The following is a 17386-nucleotide window of genomic DNA, read 5'->3' on the forward strand; positions in this document are numbered from 1 at the left end:
CTCACGCCAGCAATTTTACGAACTTGATAAGTAGTTTCACCCTCGTTTTTTCGCCTAATTGTTTCCATGAGTTTCCCTCTTGTGAGTTTCATACATTGATTTAACTCACCGTAGGGAAATAGTTTTGGGATAACACACTAACACTTAAAATCATTAAAACTAAGAATAACAAGAAACCAAACAACAAACTTATTCGTCTCATACTCATAAGTTTATTTCAACGTCTTTTCTTTATAAATTTTATTTTTACATAGTTTCCGACCAAAACAGAATATGAATAAGCGTTGCAAGACATACTAAAAACGACAAACAAGTAACGGTCTATTTTCGTCAAAAACACAATATTTTCAAACATTTCCGAAAATATAACGACTTTTAAGTAGAAATTATTTAAATAAAAAAGCATTATCTTAACAACATGGTTGAATATTATCCACGAACAAAAAAATTATTAGAATTAGAATTGGAAAATTCAAATCCAAAAATAGGAAAAAAATATTTAGAAGAATACACAGAAAAAGAAGGTGCTGATTTTAGATGGCTTGATAAATTTTTGCAATATTTAGGCACAGACAACCTACTAGAAATAATAAATAATACAGAATTCTTAGAAATAGATTTAGGAGGAAATAGCGGAGAAAAGGAAAAAAGAGGAACTTCATTAAGCCAACAAGATTTGTATGACTCTTATGTATGGGTAAAAAGTAAAATTACAAATGAAAGTATAATATCTGGAAAAAGAATAATTCCTACAATATTTAAAACTTTAAACAAAATAAAACTAACAGACGAATATAAAATTTTAAAACAAAAAATTGAATTTTTGGAAAAAGAAAAAAAAGAAATTCAAAAAGAAACAAAGCAATCAAATCAAAAATCAAGATATAATTTTGAAAGAAACATAGAAGATCTTATAGAAAATGAAAAAACACTAAAAAATTACACAACACCAAGAGAAAGACAAAAAATACACGCAATAATAGGACTAGACAAAAAAACGCAAGAAACATACAAAAAATTAGATGCTCTAATAGCTCAAGGTATAACATTTGACATAGAAACAGACAAAGAATTGCTAAATTTAGACCCATCAGGAGGACCTGTAAGTTACATCAAAAAACTAGAAAAACAAGGAGAAAAAATAGAACCAATAATATTAGAATATGCAAACTCTATGAACTCACAATTAGCAGAACCCTTAAGAAAATTAAGATACACTCTTTTACTAGAATACGTATTAAAAAGAAAAAAATTCAGCATAAAAGCAATAGAACCACTTCTAAAAGACGCAGAACACATAGCAAAGCTAAAACCTGAAAACGAATTCATAAAAAAATACGGTTACCCCGACCTTGAACAAATAAAAAAAATACAAGAAAAAAAATATCTTAACTTAGACGACATACAAAGATTCGTTAACACAAACATAATCTTCCTAAGAAAAAAACTAAACGAAGAATACATAAGCTCTACGCAAACAAATAAAGAAGATTACGAAAAAGCATTAGAATTTTTCAAAGAAAAAATATATGACTTAGAAAATCAATCAATCAAAAAAACTTTTTATGACGCAACACTAAACAGAACAAACAAAAAAATAATCAAAGAAACCTTAAAAGAAAATCAAATAATGCAAAAAGAAACACAAAACATAACAGAAAAAGAACTAATACTAAAGCAACATGAAGAATTCAAAAAAACAATAAACGCAATAATAATCGAATACAGAAAAGCAAAATACCTAGAAAACTTCAAAAAAGAAAATCCTGAAATTGATGAAAAAGAAATAAAAGCACAACTAAAATACTTAAGAAAAGACGAATATGAACCAAAAGAAACACTAAACCAAACAACAACATCAAACCTGGAAGAGAGAATAATAGAAAAAAAATACGAACTAAAAAACCCACTAAACACAACACAAAAAGAACTCCTAAAATACGGCTTACTAGATAAAGAAATATTAAAAAACTTAAAAAACAACAAATACAAAAAAACAAACAAAACGGAACTAGAATATCTAAGCCGACTAACAAGCAAACAAGAAACACTAAAACTAAAAAATGCAATAAACAACATAAAAGAAAACTTCTTAGTTCTAAGCACAAATAAAAAAAACTACGAAGAAAACTTTTTAGAACCCGAAATATACGAAAAAAACAAAATATACATAGAATTAGACAAAAAACTAAAAGAAGAACAAACAAAAATACAAACGCAAAACAAAAAAGACTTAGAAGAATTAGAAAAACAAAACCAAAAATATCAAAACCGAAAGTTCTTAGAACTGCAAAACAAAACAGAACTAAACCCAAAACTCACAAACATAAAAGATATAATAGAAAATGAAGCAGAAACACTTCAAGAAACACAATTCACAAAAACACATTACCTAACGCAAAAAACATTACTAAAAATAAACCAAGAACTAAAACAAACAACACATCTAAACGAAGAACAAAAACAAAAACTCCTAGACATATGGGACATAACAAAAAAAGACCTCTTAAAAGAATTAAACTACACATTTGAAAAAGGCTCATATTACAAAATAAAAGAAGCAACACAAAACAACTACCAACTAACCCCCAAAACCCAACAAACAATCCAAGCCCTACACGCAGAAATAACAAACAAAATAACAACATACTTAAAAGAAAACCTCACAGAACAAACAATAACAGGAAGCACAGACATTCAAAAAGAAACAACACCACTAAAACAAAAATACTTCATAAACATAAAAGAACAAAACATATTCGAAATACAAAAAATCACAACAAAAATACCTGAACTCTACCATGACACAAAATGGGGATTACAAACACAAACCCCACAAACCAAAGCAAAAATAGCAATTCTGGCAAACAAACTGCAACAATACAATAAAGAAAACGACACACAGCACAAAATTAAACTAAAAAAAGCCTAAAAAAAATTATTCATCATCAGGATTATAACTAGGCACAGCAGACTTGCTAATAATCATAATATCTCCTATACTCTTAACAAGCTGATGAGGAACAATAACACCTTTAGCACTACCTAAAATCTTATTCAAAAAACTATTCTTAGTAGCCCTAACCTTCCAACCAAAAATCTTAGTATTAGTAACAATAGACTCCTCAATATCCCCGAAATAATCGCCTTGATCAGTAAAAACTCTCATTTCATAAGTTTCCGTAATTCTTTTCATTTTCAACATAATTGACCACCACCTTATATCACAATATAATAATTCAATACTCACAAAAAGATTTTCTCTATATATAAACTTTTTGATTATCAACCAGTAAAGCCAAAAACTTTAAATACTAAATAGAAGCAATAATAAGTAAATATTCAAGCAAAGCGTTCAATTAACAGATCGCAAAAAAAAGAGGTGTTCAAAAAATGCAATCCTTAGAAACAATAATCCTAGCAACAATAATAGGAACATTAGCAGCAATAGTCTACAGTCTAAGAATTTTAGTACTACTAGAAAGAAGAATAGCAAGAATAGACATACACATAGAAGCTCTAGTAACCAAAATATTCCAAGAAGAACAAAAAATAGAACAAGAAGAATACAGACTAGAAGAAGCACTAGGAATAAAAAAACCAACAAAAAAAGCCACGACAAAGAAAAAAACAAAAAAGAAAAAAAGAAAATAAACCCAAACTTTTTTAAACCTTTTTTTTATACTTTCTCTAATGATTCTTAAAACAGCACTAAAACACAACACGCACGGATACTACCACTACAGAATACACAGACACAAAACAGAAAAACTATGCCAACCCCAATACAAAAAACTAAAAGACTACCTGCACAAAATGCTAACAAACTGTCCACACGAACACTTCTTAAAAGGACCAAGATCATCAATACTAAAATTCAAATTAAACTCAAAACTAAAAAATGAATCAAACCAAGTAGAAATACTAGCAAGAATAGGCCTGGACTCAAATTACTACGATGAAGCGCACATGAACGTGCAAATGTTCATGCTAGCATATGACGAAAAAACAATAGCAATAGAAACCCCGATTTGGCTCCAACCAAACGAACTAGAAAACTACGAAGAAATATTCAAAACAAACCTGCCCCTAACAGGCCACATAGACCTAATAAGAATAGAAAACGATGGGAAAATATGGATATGGGACTACAAACCAAACGCGCACCGAGAAAAATACGCGGATACACAAACATACTTTTATGCGCTAATGCTAAGTAAAAGAACAAATATACCCCTAAAAAACTTCATGTGCGGATATTTTGACACAAAAAACACATACATATTTGACCCAAACAAAATAAAACTCTAAAAACTTCAAAAAAAAACTAAACCTGCAACGAAAATCCTTAACTTGCAATACTCAAAAGAAAACACATATAAAACAATCTTCTTTACACCACTTTAGAAGAGTTATCAAAACGCAAAAAAAATAAAAGTACTATGAACCACAAAAATAAAACAACTGAAAACGCACTTGAAGCAATATTATCAGAATACGAAACAAACACGCAAGTATTAAGGATTTTACTAGAACAATTACCCTTAGGATTCGCAATCCACAAAAAAACAACAGGCAAAGCAATTTTTATAAATGAACAATTCAAGCACATATATCAAACACCTTTAGAATCAGATGAAAGCGTTGCAACATTCCTAGATAAAGTATATGAAAAAGACCAACAAGCAAAAGAAGCTGTTATGAAAAAACTAGCAAATCCAACCATAAAAAACCCCTCATGGGAAGAATTCCCCCTAAGAACAATTGACGGCAGAAAAAAATACATAACTGCAAAAAACTACGAAATAAAAAACACAGATCTAATTTTATCAACAGTCCAAGACATAACTTCCGAAGTAAAATCAAGAAAAGTAAATGAACTAAACGAAACACTCCTCAAAAACTTCCTAAAAGGCATACAAAAAGAACAAATCTATGAAAAAATCTACTCATTCATATACGAAACATTTGATGTGCCAAATATGTACATCGCAATTCTTGATAAAGAAAAACAAAATTTAAAATTCGAGTATTACCAAGACACAGAAAATCCTTTAGTAGAAAATAGAATAATAAAAAAAGGACTCACAGAACACGTAATAAAACAAAGTAAAGCCCAGTTATATAATACACAACAAATAAAAAAACTAATAGAACAAAAAGAAATAGAACCAATAGGTTCAATACCCAAATTATGGTTAGGCGCCCCGCTAATAATAAACAAAGAATCCAAAGGATTAATAGCAATACAAAGCTACGACAACGAAAAAGCAATATTACAAGAAGACCTTTATGCTTTTAGACAACTAGCAAACTACATATCAATAGGACTTGAAAAAAACCAAATGATAAAAAAAATAAAAAAAAGTCAAAAATTAACAGATGACCAAATAGTAAGATACGCCCACGAACAAAAAGCAAAACTACAAGCACTACAAGGATTTTTAACATTACTACAAGAAAACTCGCAAGATTTATCTCCGCAAGAAATACAAGAATATACAACCATGTCAAAAAAATAGTAGTTGATTTAACAGAAGATGCAACAAACAAAATATATCTTTCAAAAGAAATAAAAACAGAACATGAAACATTTTCACTATCAAGTCTAATAACAAAAACGATCAACAAATACGAAGCGCACTTACAACAAAAAAACATAGAAATGAATATAAACATACAAAATGCTGAAATAAACTACTTCAAAGAATTCACAGAATTTGCAATATCAAATATTTTATCAAACGCAATAAAATTTACAACGCCAAACTCAAACAATAAAATAAATGTCTATTTAAAATCTGAAAAAGATTATGCTGAACTAACAATACAAGACACTGGAGAAGGAATGTATGAAGAAGACATACAAAAAATATATGAAATGAAAAAAGAAAGCACCCTTGGAACAAACGGCGAAAAAGGCACAGGACTAGGACTAAAAGACCTAATAAAAACATTTAACAAATCAAACATAAACTATGAACTAAAAAGCAAACCAAACGAAGGAACCACGTGGAAAATTCAATTTCCACTATACAAAACACAAATATAAATTTTCTAATCAAAATATATTCTTACACCAAAACCATATGAAGCGCAATTACCAAATCCCCCTCACTAAAGAACGTATCCCAAATATCTGTATTGCCCTTAAAGCTCAATTAAGAAAAACATAACGTGGAACACGTTAAAGATCTGTTTCTTGGTAAAAAACTTAGGACACAACACACCCACAAAAAAACATTTATAAAGTTGTAAAAAAACAAAAAATAAATGAATTTTCAAAAAAAACAAATCACTGCACAAATTATCCTAATAATCAGCATAATAACATTATTTATAGGAAACTACTACAGTTACACATTAAGCACAATATCTGCTCTAGTTATATTCTTCTTAATAATATACATAATAGTAACTAACATAATTAGATTAAATAAAATAAAAAAAGCTGACTTTAAAGAATACAAAAAAATAAACACTGAACTAATAAAAAACACAAAAAATAGAATGCGCCTATTAAAATTTCGAGCAACATACACATTATTAATCGTGACAATAGTACTAATAGCCCGCCCTTTAATTCCAAAAGAAACAATGATGTGGCTACTGCTAACAATTTCCATAATAATTGCAATATTCTTTGAAGTATACTTAAAAAAAACTAAACAAACTACTTAAACATCCTCACTAAGATTCAAATATTTTTTACAATCTGAATATTTGTTTAAACAATATAAACCTAGTTCTGCAGAACAAAGCCTGTTTTTAATGACAGGATTAGACGGTTCAAATCTCAATACAAAATCTTTAGAATTAACACCACAAAAAAAGAAATAAGACCCCAACCTTTCCAAAAAAGGACACTTATCAGAAGCATTATTTTGCAAAGAACTATTAATTTTCCGTTCCTTCCTAGAAACTAAATCATCCACGCTTTCAACTAAGTTCCAATCCATAAGAAACACCGGAAAAAAACACTACTTTAAAAGAATTACGCCTCAAACTTCAATTAACTCATCAAAACTCAAACCGCGTCTCTTAGCCAAATCATTAGAAACAACAAAATGCTTACCACTACTCTCCAAATCCTCCAAAGTCAAAAAAACCCACTCCTGCCTAAAAAATTTAATTGCAACATAAGGCTCAGCACCAAAAACATTTGCAAACTCCTGCAACTCCTCAATTTCCTTACCCATAAAATACTTTTTGCTTTCCGTAGTCAACTTAACTTCCAAAACAATCTTACGAACATTATTACTAGCAACAATATCTGGGCAAGGATACTTAGAACTCCCACTACCCGCAGATCTAAAAGCTGCCCAACTAGCAGCCCAAAACTTATGAATCAAATCGCGCTCAGCATTACTCCCTCTACTTTTTGTTGACATAAAAATAATTAATTTAACAAGCATTTTTAAGCTTTTCCAGAAAACATTATAAATAAATGCTTACTAGAAAGTGAAAACAGTGATGAATATGGAAAAATTAATTTTTAAAAAACAAAAGGAAGCTATCCAAAAAACAATGTCTGCTAAGCCTCTTAAAGTGCTAAAATCAAAGGATCCCCGACAAAAAGCATTTTACGCATCAATAACATCTATATTATCCTCAAAATACATAGCAGAAGCAGAAGCAGGAGATCTTTACGCAATAACTAACAACCTTGACATACCAACTATAAATTCAAGAACAGAAGCTTGGGTTGGTAACAAAAACGGAGGAGCCAGAGGATCAGATGTCGCAGATAAAATACTTCTAGAAAAAACAAATAATTTGAAAAACATATTCTTAACGAGTATTGATAACGCATACTGGGAAGCCATAGACAACCTAAAAGAAAAAGATTCTGAAAGCGATGGATACGGTGAAGAAAGAGGATTTTATGATTTTCTAAAAAAACATCCCTCTGTAAAACATTACCAAACTCCAAAAATCAAAATCATAGATAAGAAATTCATTTCGGAAATAGCAAAAGAAATTTCAGCAGAGTTCAAAAGAAATAAAAAAACAAGAACACTGATATCTTTAATTTTTGAAAAAAAAGACAAATATATGACCAATTCAGAAAATTCTGAAATATATTTGTCCGACAACATGCTTAGAATGTACTTTGATATAGACGTATTAACCAAAAAAAGAGAAATAATGAAATTCGTCAAAACAATTGAATTATCCCAAAAATATGAATTGGATAATATTGAAGACAAATACGATGAAATATCCCGCTATGCAAAAGAAATAATAAAACAAAAAATTTCTATTGCAGAACAAATAGCTAATTCTCCATGGATAGAACATGATAGATACCCTGTAATAATGAATGGATACATTCACGGAATATACTGGCATGAAGTAATAGGTCATGCTCTTGAAGGAGATAATGTCCTTGAAGATGGCTTTGGAGCATCACAATCACAACATATTCACAGCGTTAACAAACTAATGTTTCCCGAATTCATAACTCTTATAGATGATCCCACAAAAAAAAATTATCGAGGTTCTTATGAATACGACGATGAATTAGTAAAATCAAAAAAAGTCTTACTCATAGAAAATGGAATTGTAAAAGATTTTCTACACAGCAGAAAATCAGCAGGATATTTTAATAAAACATCAAACGGTCATGGAAGAGCTGAAGGAACCAATATCCCAGAAGCAAGAATGAGCAATTTAGAACTCATTTCCAGGAAAACTGTTAATTATGAAGATATGGAAAAACAACTTGTTGAAACACTTAAGAAAGAAAAGAAAAACTATGGAATCATATTCGAAGGAGAAGAAGGTTCGGGATGGACTATGCCAGACATGGCACTTCACAACATAGTTCCTGAAACTGCTATACTCATAAATAAAGAAGGAAAAAAATCGTATGTAAAAGGGGCATATATTGCAGGAACCGAGCTTGTAAGTGCTTCAAACCTTTTGCTTACTGCAGATGATAAAAAAGTGTTCTCAGGAACATGTGGATCTGCATCTGGATGGATTCCCGTTACAAGCACATCCCCTTCAGGACTTTACAGTAAAATGGAGATAAATTGCTTCGACAAATCAGAACTTCAAAAGATAAGAAAAAGCATCATTAAGCACACTTAATTTCAAAAAAAGCCATTTCATACCATAAAATTTATAAAAACAGCTCAATTTGAGCTCTTTGGGTGGTAATAATGCCAAATAAGAAAGGAATTCCTTTAGCAGCTATGGAACGTCTTTTAAAACACGCAGGCGCACATAGAGTTTCTGAAGAAGCAAAATCAGCTTTAAAACAAGCACTAGAAGAATATGCACAAAAAATAGGCGAAGGCGCAACGAAATATTCTGCACATGCAGGAAGAAAAACCGTAAAAGCCGAAGATATAATATTAGCAACAAAAATATAATGGGGTGTAATAAAAATGTGGCAATGGATAATATTAGCAATAGTGGCAATAGTTGTTATTTTAATAATAGCAATATACAACGCACTGGTAAGACTTAAGAACCAAGTAAAAAACAGTTGGAGTCAAATAGATGTACAATTAAAAAGAAGAAACGATTTGATACCTAACTTAATAGAAACAGTTAAAGGTTATGCAAAACATGAAAAAGGAACTTTTGAGAAAGTAACCCAAGCAAGATCAGCAGTTATGACTGCAGGAACCATAGAGAAAAAAGCAGAAGCATCAAACATGCTATCTGATACATTAAAAAGCTTGTTTGCAGTAGCAGAAAATTACCCTGATCTAAAAGCAAATCAAAATTTTCTACAATTGCAAGAAGAATTATCAGGAACAGAAAATAAAATAGCTTACTCAAGACAACACTACAACGACATGGTGATGAGATTTAACACAAAAATAGAATTGTTTCCAAACAACGTATTTGCAGGAATGTTGAATTTCAAAGAGGAACAATTCTTCAAAACACCAGAAGAAGAAAAGAAAGTACCCAAGGTATCTTTCTAAAGTTTTGCGAAGTAAAACCCAGAGCAACATTTTTTGCTCACATTTTTTTGGGTTTTTCTTGAGGTGTCCTGATGTCAGAAAAGCTCGTTAACTTTGATGAAATAAGAAACAATAATTTGAAATCCTTGTTCCTATTTTTGATGTTTGTAATACTAATAGGAATATTAGGAGCAGTTCTGGGATTAGCTCTGATAGGAAACATTTATTTTGGACTAATACTAGCAGGAATATTTCTTATAATATATTCTTTGATTTCGTGGTTTTCAGGAGCAAACATGATAATGGGTTTGACAGGGGCAAAACCTGTAACTAAAAAAGAATACCCGTATCTTTTCCACACAATAGAAGGTTTATCATTAGCAGCAGGAATACCAACTCCGAAAGCATATGTAATTAAAGACTCTGCGTTGAATGCATTTGCCACTGGAAGAGATCCAAATAATGCCGCAATAGCTGTAACAACAGGACTTCTTGAAAAAATGAATAGAGAAGAACTAGAAGGCGTATTAGCACATGAAATGAGCCATATAAAAAATTATGATATAAGAGCAATGATGATAGCAGCAGTGATGACGGGAGTAATAATATTGTTAGGAGATGTGATGATAAGATCTTTCATATTTGGAGGCGGAAAAAGAGATTCAGGTGGCGGTCAGGGTCAAATAATTATGATAGTTGTGGCAATAGCTCTTGCAATACTTGCACCGATAATAGCGCAGATGATAAAACTTGCAATATCAAGAAAAAGAGAATATGCTGCGGATGCGGGAGGTGCTGTGCTCACAAGGTATCCGCCAGGACTTGCAAGCGCATTAAAAAAAATAGCAAAAGATCCGGATCCGTTAGTTGATAAAGCAAACAGAGCAACTGCTCATTTGTTTATAAGTTCGCCTTTCAAGAAAAAGAAAGGATTCATGACAGGACTCTTTGCTACCCACCCACCTATAGAAGATAGAATAAAAAGATTAGAAGCAATGTAAAAAAAATTGCTGAAACAACCCAATCACCACCTTAAAAGATGAATCTTTCTGACTTTCACATGTAGTTAATCAAAACATTCTTTTAAAGTTGTCATTCCAATGTGTTTTTTAAGATTATGCGTATATAATTCGTGTAATTTTAAGTATACGTGTTGAGGCATGAGCTCTTTTGAAAATTTAAAATTCATACTTCCTTTAATTAGTTCTACATCATAAATATTGGTTTGAAAATCTTTTACAAAATGAAGCATGAACGGTGACTCTTTTTCTTTATTATCATAAACTACGAAATCTAATGTTCTTATTTCATTATCCATAGTAAAATAAACGCCGTTAAGTTCATATTTAGCAGCCAAACTTTCCAAAACGCCTGTAACAAAATTGTGATTTTTTTCTTTTTTATTAAATTCTAAAACTCCTGAGTAATTTTGTTTGTCCCCGTTTATTTTTGCACTAAGAGTAAAATACCTAATAAATCCTTTTGTCATCCTATAGTAAATACCTTTTGATATATAAAGTTTTTTAAACTTTAAAACTATTATGTATGAAATGGTTGAAAAAAAAGAAGTTCACAAGAAAAAAAAGAGTCGTGTAGAAAAAGATGTAAGCATAATGGGCATTATTCTTATACTTATAGGTGCTGCTTATCTTCTCAGAGATTTTATTCCATGGTTTAGCTTGTGGATGATTGTTCCAGTAATACTTCTGGTTTACGGAATATATTTACTTGCTAAAAGAAAAATACTTACAGGAATAATTCTGATCATAATAGGATTGGCTTTGATTGGAAAGGATATATTTTATTGGTTCAACTTAAACTATGTTTGGCCTGTTATTCTGATCTTATTCGGAGCGTATTTGATTCTTAAGAAATTGAAGTGATCATTATTTAAGTTCGTATATTCTTTTGACTAAGTTTTCTGGGTAATACCAATTTGGGTGTATTGCTTTTGGATCTTTTTTTAGTTGTTCATTATATTTTTTTATGTCGTCATTAAACATTCTCCAGAATTTCTCTTCTTTAAATTCTCTTCCAGGAATTGGCACATATATGAATGAAACTTTAGGACCCTTTGTTAAAATCACAGCTTCAAATAAATTTTTGTTTATTTTATATTCTTCTGTTATTATTTCTGCTAAAGTTTCGCCTCGCAATTTTATTTCTTTAGGTATTAATATATGTGTTTGTCCCAGGAATCTTTCTATTATTGCCAAGTTTTCTTTTTTTCCATAAGATTTGAATGTTTTATTTCCTAAATCATCAATATCAGTAATAGACTCTTTTAATAATATGAATCCGTATTTTTTTCTTGGAAACTCATAATTTGACCTTCATGAAATCGAATGCTAAGTCCGTATTTGGGAATACTGCTTTTGCTTCCTCTTCTAAGTCGTGGAGTGTTGTATAGCGTTGTGAGAAGTGCGTCAGTATTAATTTTTTTGTTCCTGCTTTGCTTGCTATTTGCGCTGCTCCTTGTGCAGTCATGTGTTTTCTTAATTCTGCTTTTTCAGCAAGCTTTATTGAAAGTGTTGACTCGCAAATAAGCAAATCGCTGTTTTCAGCAAGCAAGTAGCAATTCTCAGTTAGGCCTGTGTCAAGTATGAATGTTGTTTTCTTTCCTTTCTTTATTGTGCTTACCATATCAGGAGTTATTTCTTTTCCTTCGTGTTTTATTGAGTGTCCTCTTTGAAGTTTTCCAAGATTGGGTCCTTCTCTTAATCCGAGTTTTTTTGCTTTTGCTAATTGTATGTTTCTTCTGTCTTTTTCTATAAATGAATAACCAAGACAGGGCGTGCTGTGCTCTAATGGTGCTGCTTCTATCATGTAATCTTCATTTTCGTAAATCACATTTTTCTGTTTTATGTTTAGCTCATTTATTTCTAAGTCAAGATTCAGATCAAAGATGCAACTTTGCAGTAAGTGTTCCATGTGTTTTTTTGTTCCGAGAGGTCCGTATATTGTTAGTTTTGATTGTTCTTCTCTGTTTCCATTCCCTATGGTTTGAATTAAACCTATAAGACCTGAAACGTGGTCTCCATGCCAATGACTTATAAGAATTTTTTTTACTTTTAACCGGTTGATTCCTTTTATGTTCATTTGTCTTTGTGTTCCTTCACCGCAATCAATTAAAATACCTTCTCCATTGTATTCTAAGTAGATTGATTGTACGTTCCTATCTTTTGTTGGAACCATGCTGCTCGTTCCTAAAAAAGTAATTTCATAACTCATAAATATAAAGAAAAGAAAAGAAGTTTATAATGTTTTTTACTCGCCTAAATTTATTTTTCCTTCAGAAAAACCATATCCCACAGTTACAACATAGAGTTCTATGGGAGAAAGCCCATTTTTTTCAAAACCCGGAACTGAGTTAGTTTTATTTACTTTTTTGTATAGTTTATTAGCAAATTCCCAATTTTTTCTTTGTTCCTTAGAAAATACTGATTGAAGATGAGCTATATCTATCGCATATTTTTCAACCATTTTACCAACATTTAAAGAACCATCATTTTTGTAAATATTTTTGATGGATTCATCAATAATTATGCTACTAGAGGGCTGCAATAAATGTTTCAATACTGTAGATCTCTCAAGAGATTGATTTCTTCCAGTAAAATAATCTTTTAAATTATGATGATCGTTTAAAATATTTGATGCTATTACTTCTGCATTATAACTAAGAGATCTTTTTGAGGATAAATAGTTCTTCAAAAATTGAATTTTGTTTTTTTCTGTATCTGATAAGAATTTTTTTTCAAATACGCTAGGTTTTAGGTTTACTGAATGATTATCTAAGTCACCTAAATATTTTCCAACATAAAGCATATCTTCATATATATCTTGGTTTTTTAAAAGATTAAAAATTGTTTCTTTCCCAGAATTATTTTTAGTCTGTTCTTCCACCATCGCTGTTAAATGCGTATAGGTTTCCCAATCAAAATCGCATTGTTCTAGTACATCTGCTCCAATCTCCAAAAAGTTATTTATTTGTTTTGTGTCCTTTATTAGTGCTTGCATATTCATTTTTTTCCCTGCATCATTTTATTTTCTATTTTTGAGAAGTAAAAGAAATCTATGAACATTTATAAACTTGATGAAAAAAAACAATAAATTTCCATATAATCAATAATTCTGTAAAGATTTATAAAACAACACTCATTTACTAACGATGCTAGTCCGGGGCGGTAGCCGTGCCTTGTAACCCAAAACCGGCTTTACGTGGGGGACGAAGTCCGAGAGGAGGTCTGCTTTAGTAAAGCAGTCCTTGGAGAACTGTTGATCTCCTGTCCCTCTTGGTCGTCACTTATATGAATCGAGTCAGGCCAGGAATGGAGCAGCTCTAAGTGTGAGAGTCGGCGTTTGAGGGGTTGCAGGAAGTAGGAACTTTAAGGAATACACTGTTTTATTAAGGTTAGATCCACTTTCGGACACGCACTAATATTCATAAAAGAAAATGAAAACACGCACTAACCTGTTTGAAAACAAACCATTAAGAATGAACCCTTTCATGATAAAATCAGCTAATGGATTGACAGCTGTGCTAGTATCTAGCGCATATCCTAAAAGAACAACAAACTATAAAATACCCGTAACTTTCAGATTTTTCTCACAGACAGGAGAACGATTTTATAATACAAAAGAAAAAATTTTTTGTCTAAACGGAGATTATGACGCATTTGTTTATGCTTCAAACAGAGACGAAGCTAAACGAATAATAGAAAAAAATGAGCATTATTCACAACTATATGAATTTCACAAATTATTATTCTTAAAAGATGTCGGTGTAAGAAACAAAGAAAAATTAGTCAAAGAAACAAAAACACTACACAAACAAATAATTAACCGCAACAATAAACCTTATTTATTAAGCGTAAGATATGTCTTTATGAACTATGCTCTAATAAATGAACCTTCAAACAATGTACAAGAGACTTACTTATATGGAGACTTAAGAGAACTAGAAAACGAAGAAAACTGGATTCCCTACAAAATGATTATGCAAACTAACAAAGAAATTGAAACAATCATGAAAAATAATGATGGCATGATTGCCATAACTAATGATATAAACAAAAGATTTCCTGAAATAAAAGAAATGGCAAAAACAGAATTTGTTGAAAACCTAATGCAATACGTACAAAGAATAAAACAATAATGAAAATCGCTACTCCGAGTCTATCTCCGCCCTAAAGGACGGAGTATTACGACTCAGTCGCTTATCGCGATTTTCAGATTGCGTGCTATCGACCTAAAGGTCGGGGTATTAAACCCCCTTCGCTAGCGCGCAATAAAATAGTAAAAATTAAAGTTATTCCTACCAAGCCATAAATAAAACACTAAGAAAACATTTCAAAAAAAAAGAACAACATAAAAAGCTTATTTGCTTATTATCTTAGCCATATCTGCCATTCTATTACTGTATCCCCACTCATTATCGTACCAACCAACTACTTTTACAAATTTGCCTTCTAAAACTATTGTGCTTAAAGCATCAAAAATAACTGAATGCGTATTACCTATTATATCAGTACTAACTATTGGTTCCTCTACATATTCAAGAACGTCTTTTAGATGATTTTTTGCAACATTTCTAAATAGTTCATTTATTTGCTCCTTTGTAACCTCTTGTTTTAATTCACAAGTAAAATCAGTAATAGAACCATCAGGAGTAGGCACACGAATAGCCATCCCGTCAAGTTTTCCTTTTAAGTGTGGAAGCACTTGCGTTACAGCAATTGCTGCTCCCGTAGTTGTAGGAACTATGTTCTGTGAAGCAGCTCTAGCCCGCCTCAAATCTTTATGAGGACCATCTACAATCCTTTGGTCTGCTGTAAAACTATGAACTGTGGTCATCATTCCCCTTTCTATTCCAAAATTATCATCCAAAACCTTCACCATTGGCGCTAAGCAATTAGTAGTGCAAGAAGCATTAGAAACTATTTCTTCTCCACTATAATCATGTTCATTTACCCCTTTAACAAAAGTTCGAACATCTCCTTTTGCAGGCGCACTAATCATTACTTTTTTTGCCCCAGCTTCTAAATGTTTTGATGCAAGTTCTTTTGTTCTAAAAAAACCTGTACTTTCAACTACTACATCTATATTTAGATCTTTCCAAGGCAAGTTTACAGGATCTTTTTCTGCAAATACCTTAAATGATTTTCCTGCAACTATTAAAGAATCCTCATCATAGTCTACTTGTTCTTTTAATGTTCCGTGTACAGAATCATATTTTAAAAGGTAAGCAAGAGTTTTATTATCCGTAAGATCATTTACCGCAACTATTTCTATTTCAGGATCATTCATTGTTGCTCTATAAAACATTCTTCCTATTCTGCCAAAGCCATTGATAGCAATTCTTACCATAAAAATCCCCTCTTTTTTCAAATTTAAATAATTACAAATTAATACAACAATATAAATTAGTATAATAACATTAAACATGCTTGTTTTTAAATATTTTGAATTAACCAAATTTCTTACAAAAATTTAGATTGCTAAAGAATTTTTGTTTATAAGCCATATTTATATTTGAGTCTTTGTTTTCTGGTTTAGTGTTATCTTGAGAATATAATTTGTCTGAAAGCTCTTGTGATTTTAACTGAATTTTTTTTGTGGCGTTTGCTACATACTCAGGGTTAAACATTGCTTTTACGAACTCTTTTTTCATTTCTGAAAGTTTTTCTAGTTCATCCATATATTGATTGTATCTTCCTGTATCGGCATCATATATATGATTTCCTTCTATTTGTTCTAATATTTCTGTAAATAAATCATAACTTTTTCTTATTTCGTCTTTTTTCCCTGTTAACAAGATTATGTTTTTTACTATCGTCTCATAATCTTCTTTTGTAATATCATAAAATTTTAAATTCTTCATTTTCATATGAAAATAACTCGTTATTTATAAAATTTTCCACCATAGTAACTATGTAGTGATAAAATAATGAAAATCGCTGCTCTAAGTCTGCTAAGAAAATAAAAGTTTCTCGTACACAGAAATCAAAAATGATTTCTTCACAAATCTCCGCCCTAAATGCACAGAAACAAAGTTTCTGGCACAACAAAAATGAACGAACATTTTTGTGCAGGTCAGGGCATTAAACCCCTTTCGCTAGCGTGCAATAAAAATTAAGCAAATTAGTTAGAAAAAACCGCTCCTTTTCAAATATCTTAAAATATTAAAAAAACACCAGTCAAATTCAAAAACAACCAACACTTTAAAAAACTCATTTAGTCACTTTTAAGTGGTGCTTGACCGTAAAGTATTTAAAGCCTGTTCAATGATCTGTTAAAAACTATGAAGAAAAAAAGTTTCTTTAGGAAAGGCCTTGAAAAAGTAATCTTGACAGCATCAGGATTATTGTTGTTAAACAGCATAAATACTGCTCAAACTACTAATTTAACGTTTTCTGGCGAAGTAAAGACTAAAACTGAAATGGAGAGGCCTTTGCAAGTACCAA

21 protein-coding genes and 1 other RNA gene are annotated in these 17386 nt (G+C 30.9%); 13 read left to right on the forward strand and 9 right to left on the reverse strand.

Annotation, left to right across the window (positions count from 1 at the left end; all coding sequences use genetic code 11):
* Positions 1-418 precede the first annotated feature (418 nt).
* Entirely contained in the window at positions 419-2932 is a 2514-nt protein-coding gene (locus tag K9L97_05600) for a hypothetical protein (GenBank protein MCF7872480.1), read from the forward strand.
* Between the two features lie 6 nt (positions 2933-2938).
* On the opposite strand, the gene K9L97_05605 is transcribed toward K9L97_05600, so the two are convergent.
* Complete coding sequence (locus tag K9L97_05605; GenBank protein ID MCF7872481.1) at positions 2939-3205, reverse strand: PRC-barrel domain-containing protein; 267 nt, start codon at positions 3203-3205, stop codon at positions 2939-2941.
* A 188-nt stretch (positions 3206-3393) separates the two neighbouring features.
* Here K9L97_05605 and K9L97_05610 point away from each other — a divergent pair, with 188 nt between their 5' ends.
* The 5 genes from K9L97_05610 to K9L97_05630 all read left to right on the forward strand — a co-directional run bounded on the left by K9L97_05610 (position 3394) and on the right by K9L97_05630 (position 6681).
* Positions 3394-3654, forward strand: coding sequence for a hypothetical protein (locus K9L97_05610; GenBank protein ID MCF7872482.1), 261 nt, complete (start codon positions 3394-3396; stop codon positions 3652-3654).
* Positions 3655-3693: 39 nt separating this feature from the next.
* Positions 3694-4311 (forward strand): PD-(D/E)XK nuclease family protein, encoded by a 618-nt coding sequence (locus K9L97_05615; GenBank protein ID MCF7872483.1) that lies wholly within the window; start codon positions 3694-3696, stop codon positions 4309-4311.
* Positions 4312-4442: 131 nt separating this feature from the next.
* On the forward strand, positions 4443-5522 hold the full coding sequence (locus tag K9L97_05620) for a GAF domain-containing protein (GenBank protein MCF7872484.1): 1080 nt from the start codon (positions 4443-4445) through the stop codon (positions 5520-5522).
* A gap of 143 nt (positions 5523-5665) precedes the next feature.
* Complete coding sequence (locus K9L97_05625) at positions 5666-6052, forward strand: ATP-binding protein (protein MCF7872485.1); 387 nt, start codon at positions 5666-5668, stop codon at positions 6050-6052.
* Between the two features lie 221 nt (positions 6053-6273).
* The gene (locus K9L97_05630; GenBank protein MCF7872486.1) at positions 6274-6681 is read left to right on the forward strand and encodes a hypothetical protein; all 408 of its coding nucleotides are present in this window, start codon (positions 6274-6276) and stop codon (positions 6679-6681) included.
* On the opposite strand, the gene K9L97_05635 is transcribed toward K9L97_05630, so the two are convergent.
* Together K9L97_05635 and K9L97_05640 are read right to left on the reverse strand one after the other, a co-directional pair.
* On the reverse strand, positions 6678-6959 hold the full coding sequence (locus K9L97_05635) for a hypothetical protein (GenBank protein ID MCF7872487.1): 282 nt from the start codon (positions 6957-6959) through the stop codon (positions 6678-6680). The genes K9L97_05630 and K9L97_05635 overlap by 4 nt on opposite strands.
* 42 nt (positions 6960-7001) lie before the next feature.
* Positions 7002-7391, reverse strand: coding sequence for a Holliday junction resolvase (locus tag K9L97_05640; GenBank protein MCF7872488.1), 390 nt, complete (start codon positions 7389-7391; stop codon positions 7002-7004).
* Positions 7392-7479: 88 nt separating this feature from the next.
* Here K9L97_05640 and K9L97_05645 point away from each other — a divergent pair, with 88 nt between their 5' ends.
* The 4 genes from K9L97_05645 (at position 7480) to htpX (ending at position 10924) form a co-directional block, all read left to right on the forward strand.
* Entirely contained in the window at positions 7480-9096 is a 1617-nt protein-coding gene (locus tag K9L97_05645) for a hypothetical protein (protein ID MCF7872489.1), read from the forward strand.
* Positions 9097-9167: 71 nt separating this feature from the next.
* The gene (locus tag K9L97_05650; GenBank protein MCF7872490.1) at positions 9168-9380 is read left to right on the forward strand and encodes a histone family protein; all 213 of its coding nucleotides are present in this window, start codon (positions 9168-9170) and stop codon (positions 9378-9380) included.
* Positions 9381-9395: 15 nt separating this feature from the next.
* Positions 9396-9944, forward strand: a complete 549-nt coding sequence (locus K9L97_05655; protein ID MCF7872491.1) for a LemA family protein — start codon at positions 9396-9398, stop codon at positions 9942-9944.
* 71 nt (positions 9945-10015) lie between these two features.
* Positions 10016-10924 carry a zinc metalloprotease HtpX gene (gene htpX / locus K9L97_05660; protein ID MCF7872492.1) on the forward strand — a complete coding sequence of 303 codons (909 nt, stop codon included), beginning with the start codon at positions 10016-10018 and terminating at the stop codon, positions 10922-10924.
* A gap of 65 nt (positions 10925-10989) precedes the next feature.
* Here htpX and K9L97_05665 read toward each other — a convergent pair whose 3' ends face one another.
* Positions 10990-11412 (reverse strand): hypothetical protein, encoded by a 423-nt coding sequence (locus K9L97_05665; protein MCF7872493.1) that lies wholly within the window; start codon positions 11410-11412, stop codon positions 10990-10992.
* 61 nt (positions 11413-11473) lie between these two features.
* Between K9L97_05665 and K9L97_05670 the strand changes: the two genes are divergently transcribed.
* A complete protein-coding gene (locus K9L97_05670) occupies positions 11474-11806 on the forward strand; it encodes a hypothetical protein (GenBank protein MCF7872494.1) in 333 nt (110 codons plus the stop codon).
* Between the two features lie 3 nt (positions 11807-11809).
* On the opposite strand, the gene K9L97_05675 is transcribed toward K9L97_05670, so the two are convergent.
* From K9L97_05675 to K9L97_05685, 3 genes are all read right to left on the reverse strand, one after another.
* Positions 11810-12139, reverse strand: coding sequence for a hypothetical protein (locus tag K9L97_05675; protein ID MCF7872495.1), 330 nt, complete (start codon positions 12137-12139; stop codon positions 11810-11812).
* Positions 12140-12242: 103 nt separating this feature from the next.
* The gene (rnz, locus tag K9L97_05680; protein ID MCF7872496.1) at positions 12243-13154 is read right to left on the reverse strand and encodes a ribonuclease Z; all 912 of its coding nucleotides are present in this window, start codon (positions 13152-13154) and stop codon (positions 12243-12245) included.
* A gap of 36 nt (positions 13155-13190) precedes the next feature.
* On the reverse strand, positions 13191-13946 hold the full coding sequence (locus K9L97_05685; protein ID MCF7872497.1) for a hypothetical protein: 756 nt from the start codon (positions 13944-13946) through the stop codon (positions 13191-13193).
* 141 nt (positions 13947-14087) lie between these two features.
* Between K9L97_05685 and ffs the strand changes: the two genes are divergently transcribed.
* Positions 14088-14362: signal recognition particle sRNA (ffs, locus tag K9L97_05690), an RNA gene on the forward strand.
* 14 nt (positions 14363-14376) lie between these two features.
* Positions 14377-15078: a hypothetical protein gene (locus K9L97_05695; GenBank protein MCF7872498.1), complete on the forward strand. Its 702-nt coding sequence runs from the start codon at positions 14377-14379 to the stop codon at positions 15076-15078.
* A 221-nt stretch (positions 15079-15299) separates the two neighbouring features.
* On the opposite strand, the gene gap is transcribed toward K9L97_05695, so the two are convergent.
* Both gap and K9L97_05705 read right to left on the reverse strand, forming a co-directional pair.
* Positions 15300-16289 (reverse strand): type I glyceraldehyde-3-phosphate dehydrogenase, encoded by a 990-nt coding sequence (gap, locus tag K9L97_05700; protein MCF7872499.1) that lies wholly within the window; start codon positions 16287-16289, stop codon positions 15300-15302.
* Positions 16290-16389: 100 nt separating this feature from the next.
* The gene (locus K9L97_05705) at positions 16390-16803 is read right to left on the reverse strand and encodes a hypothetical protein (GenBank protein MCF7872500.1); all 414 of its coding nucleotides are present in this window, start codon (positions 16801-16803) and stop codon (positions 16390-16392) included.
* Positions 16804-17386: the final 583 nt, after the last annotated feature.

The organism is Candidatus Woesearchaeota archaeon, from assembly GCA_021735165.1.
In the GTDB taxonomy this organism is placed as follows: domain Archaea; phylum Nanobdellota; class Nanobdellia; order Woesearchaeales; family 21-14-0-10-32-9; genus JAIPET01.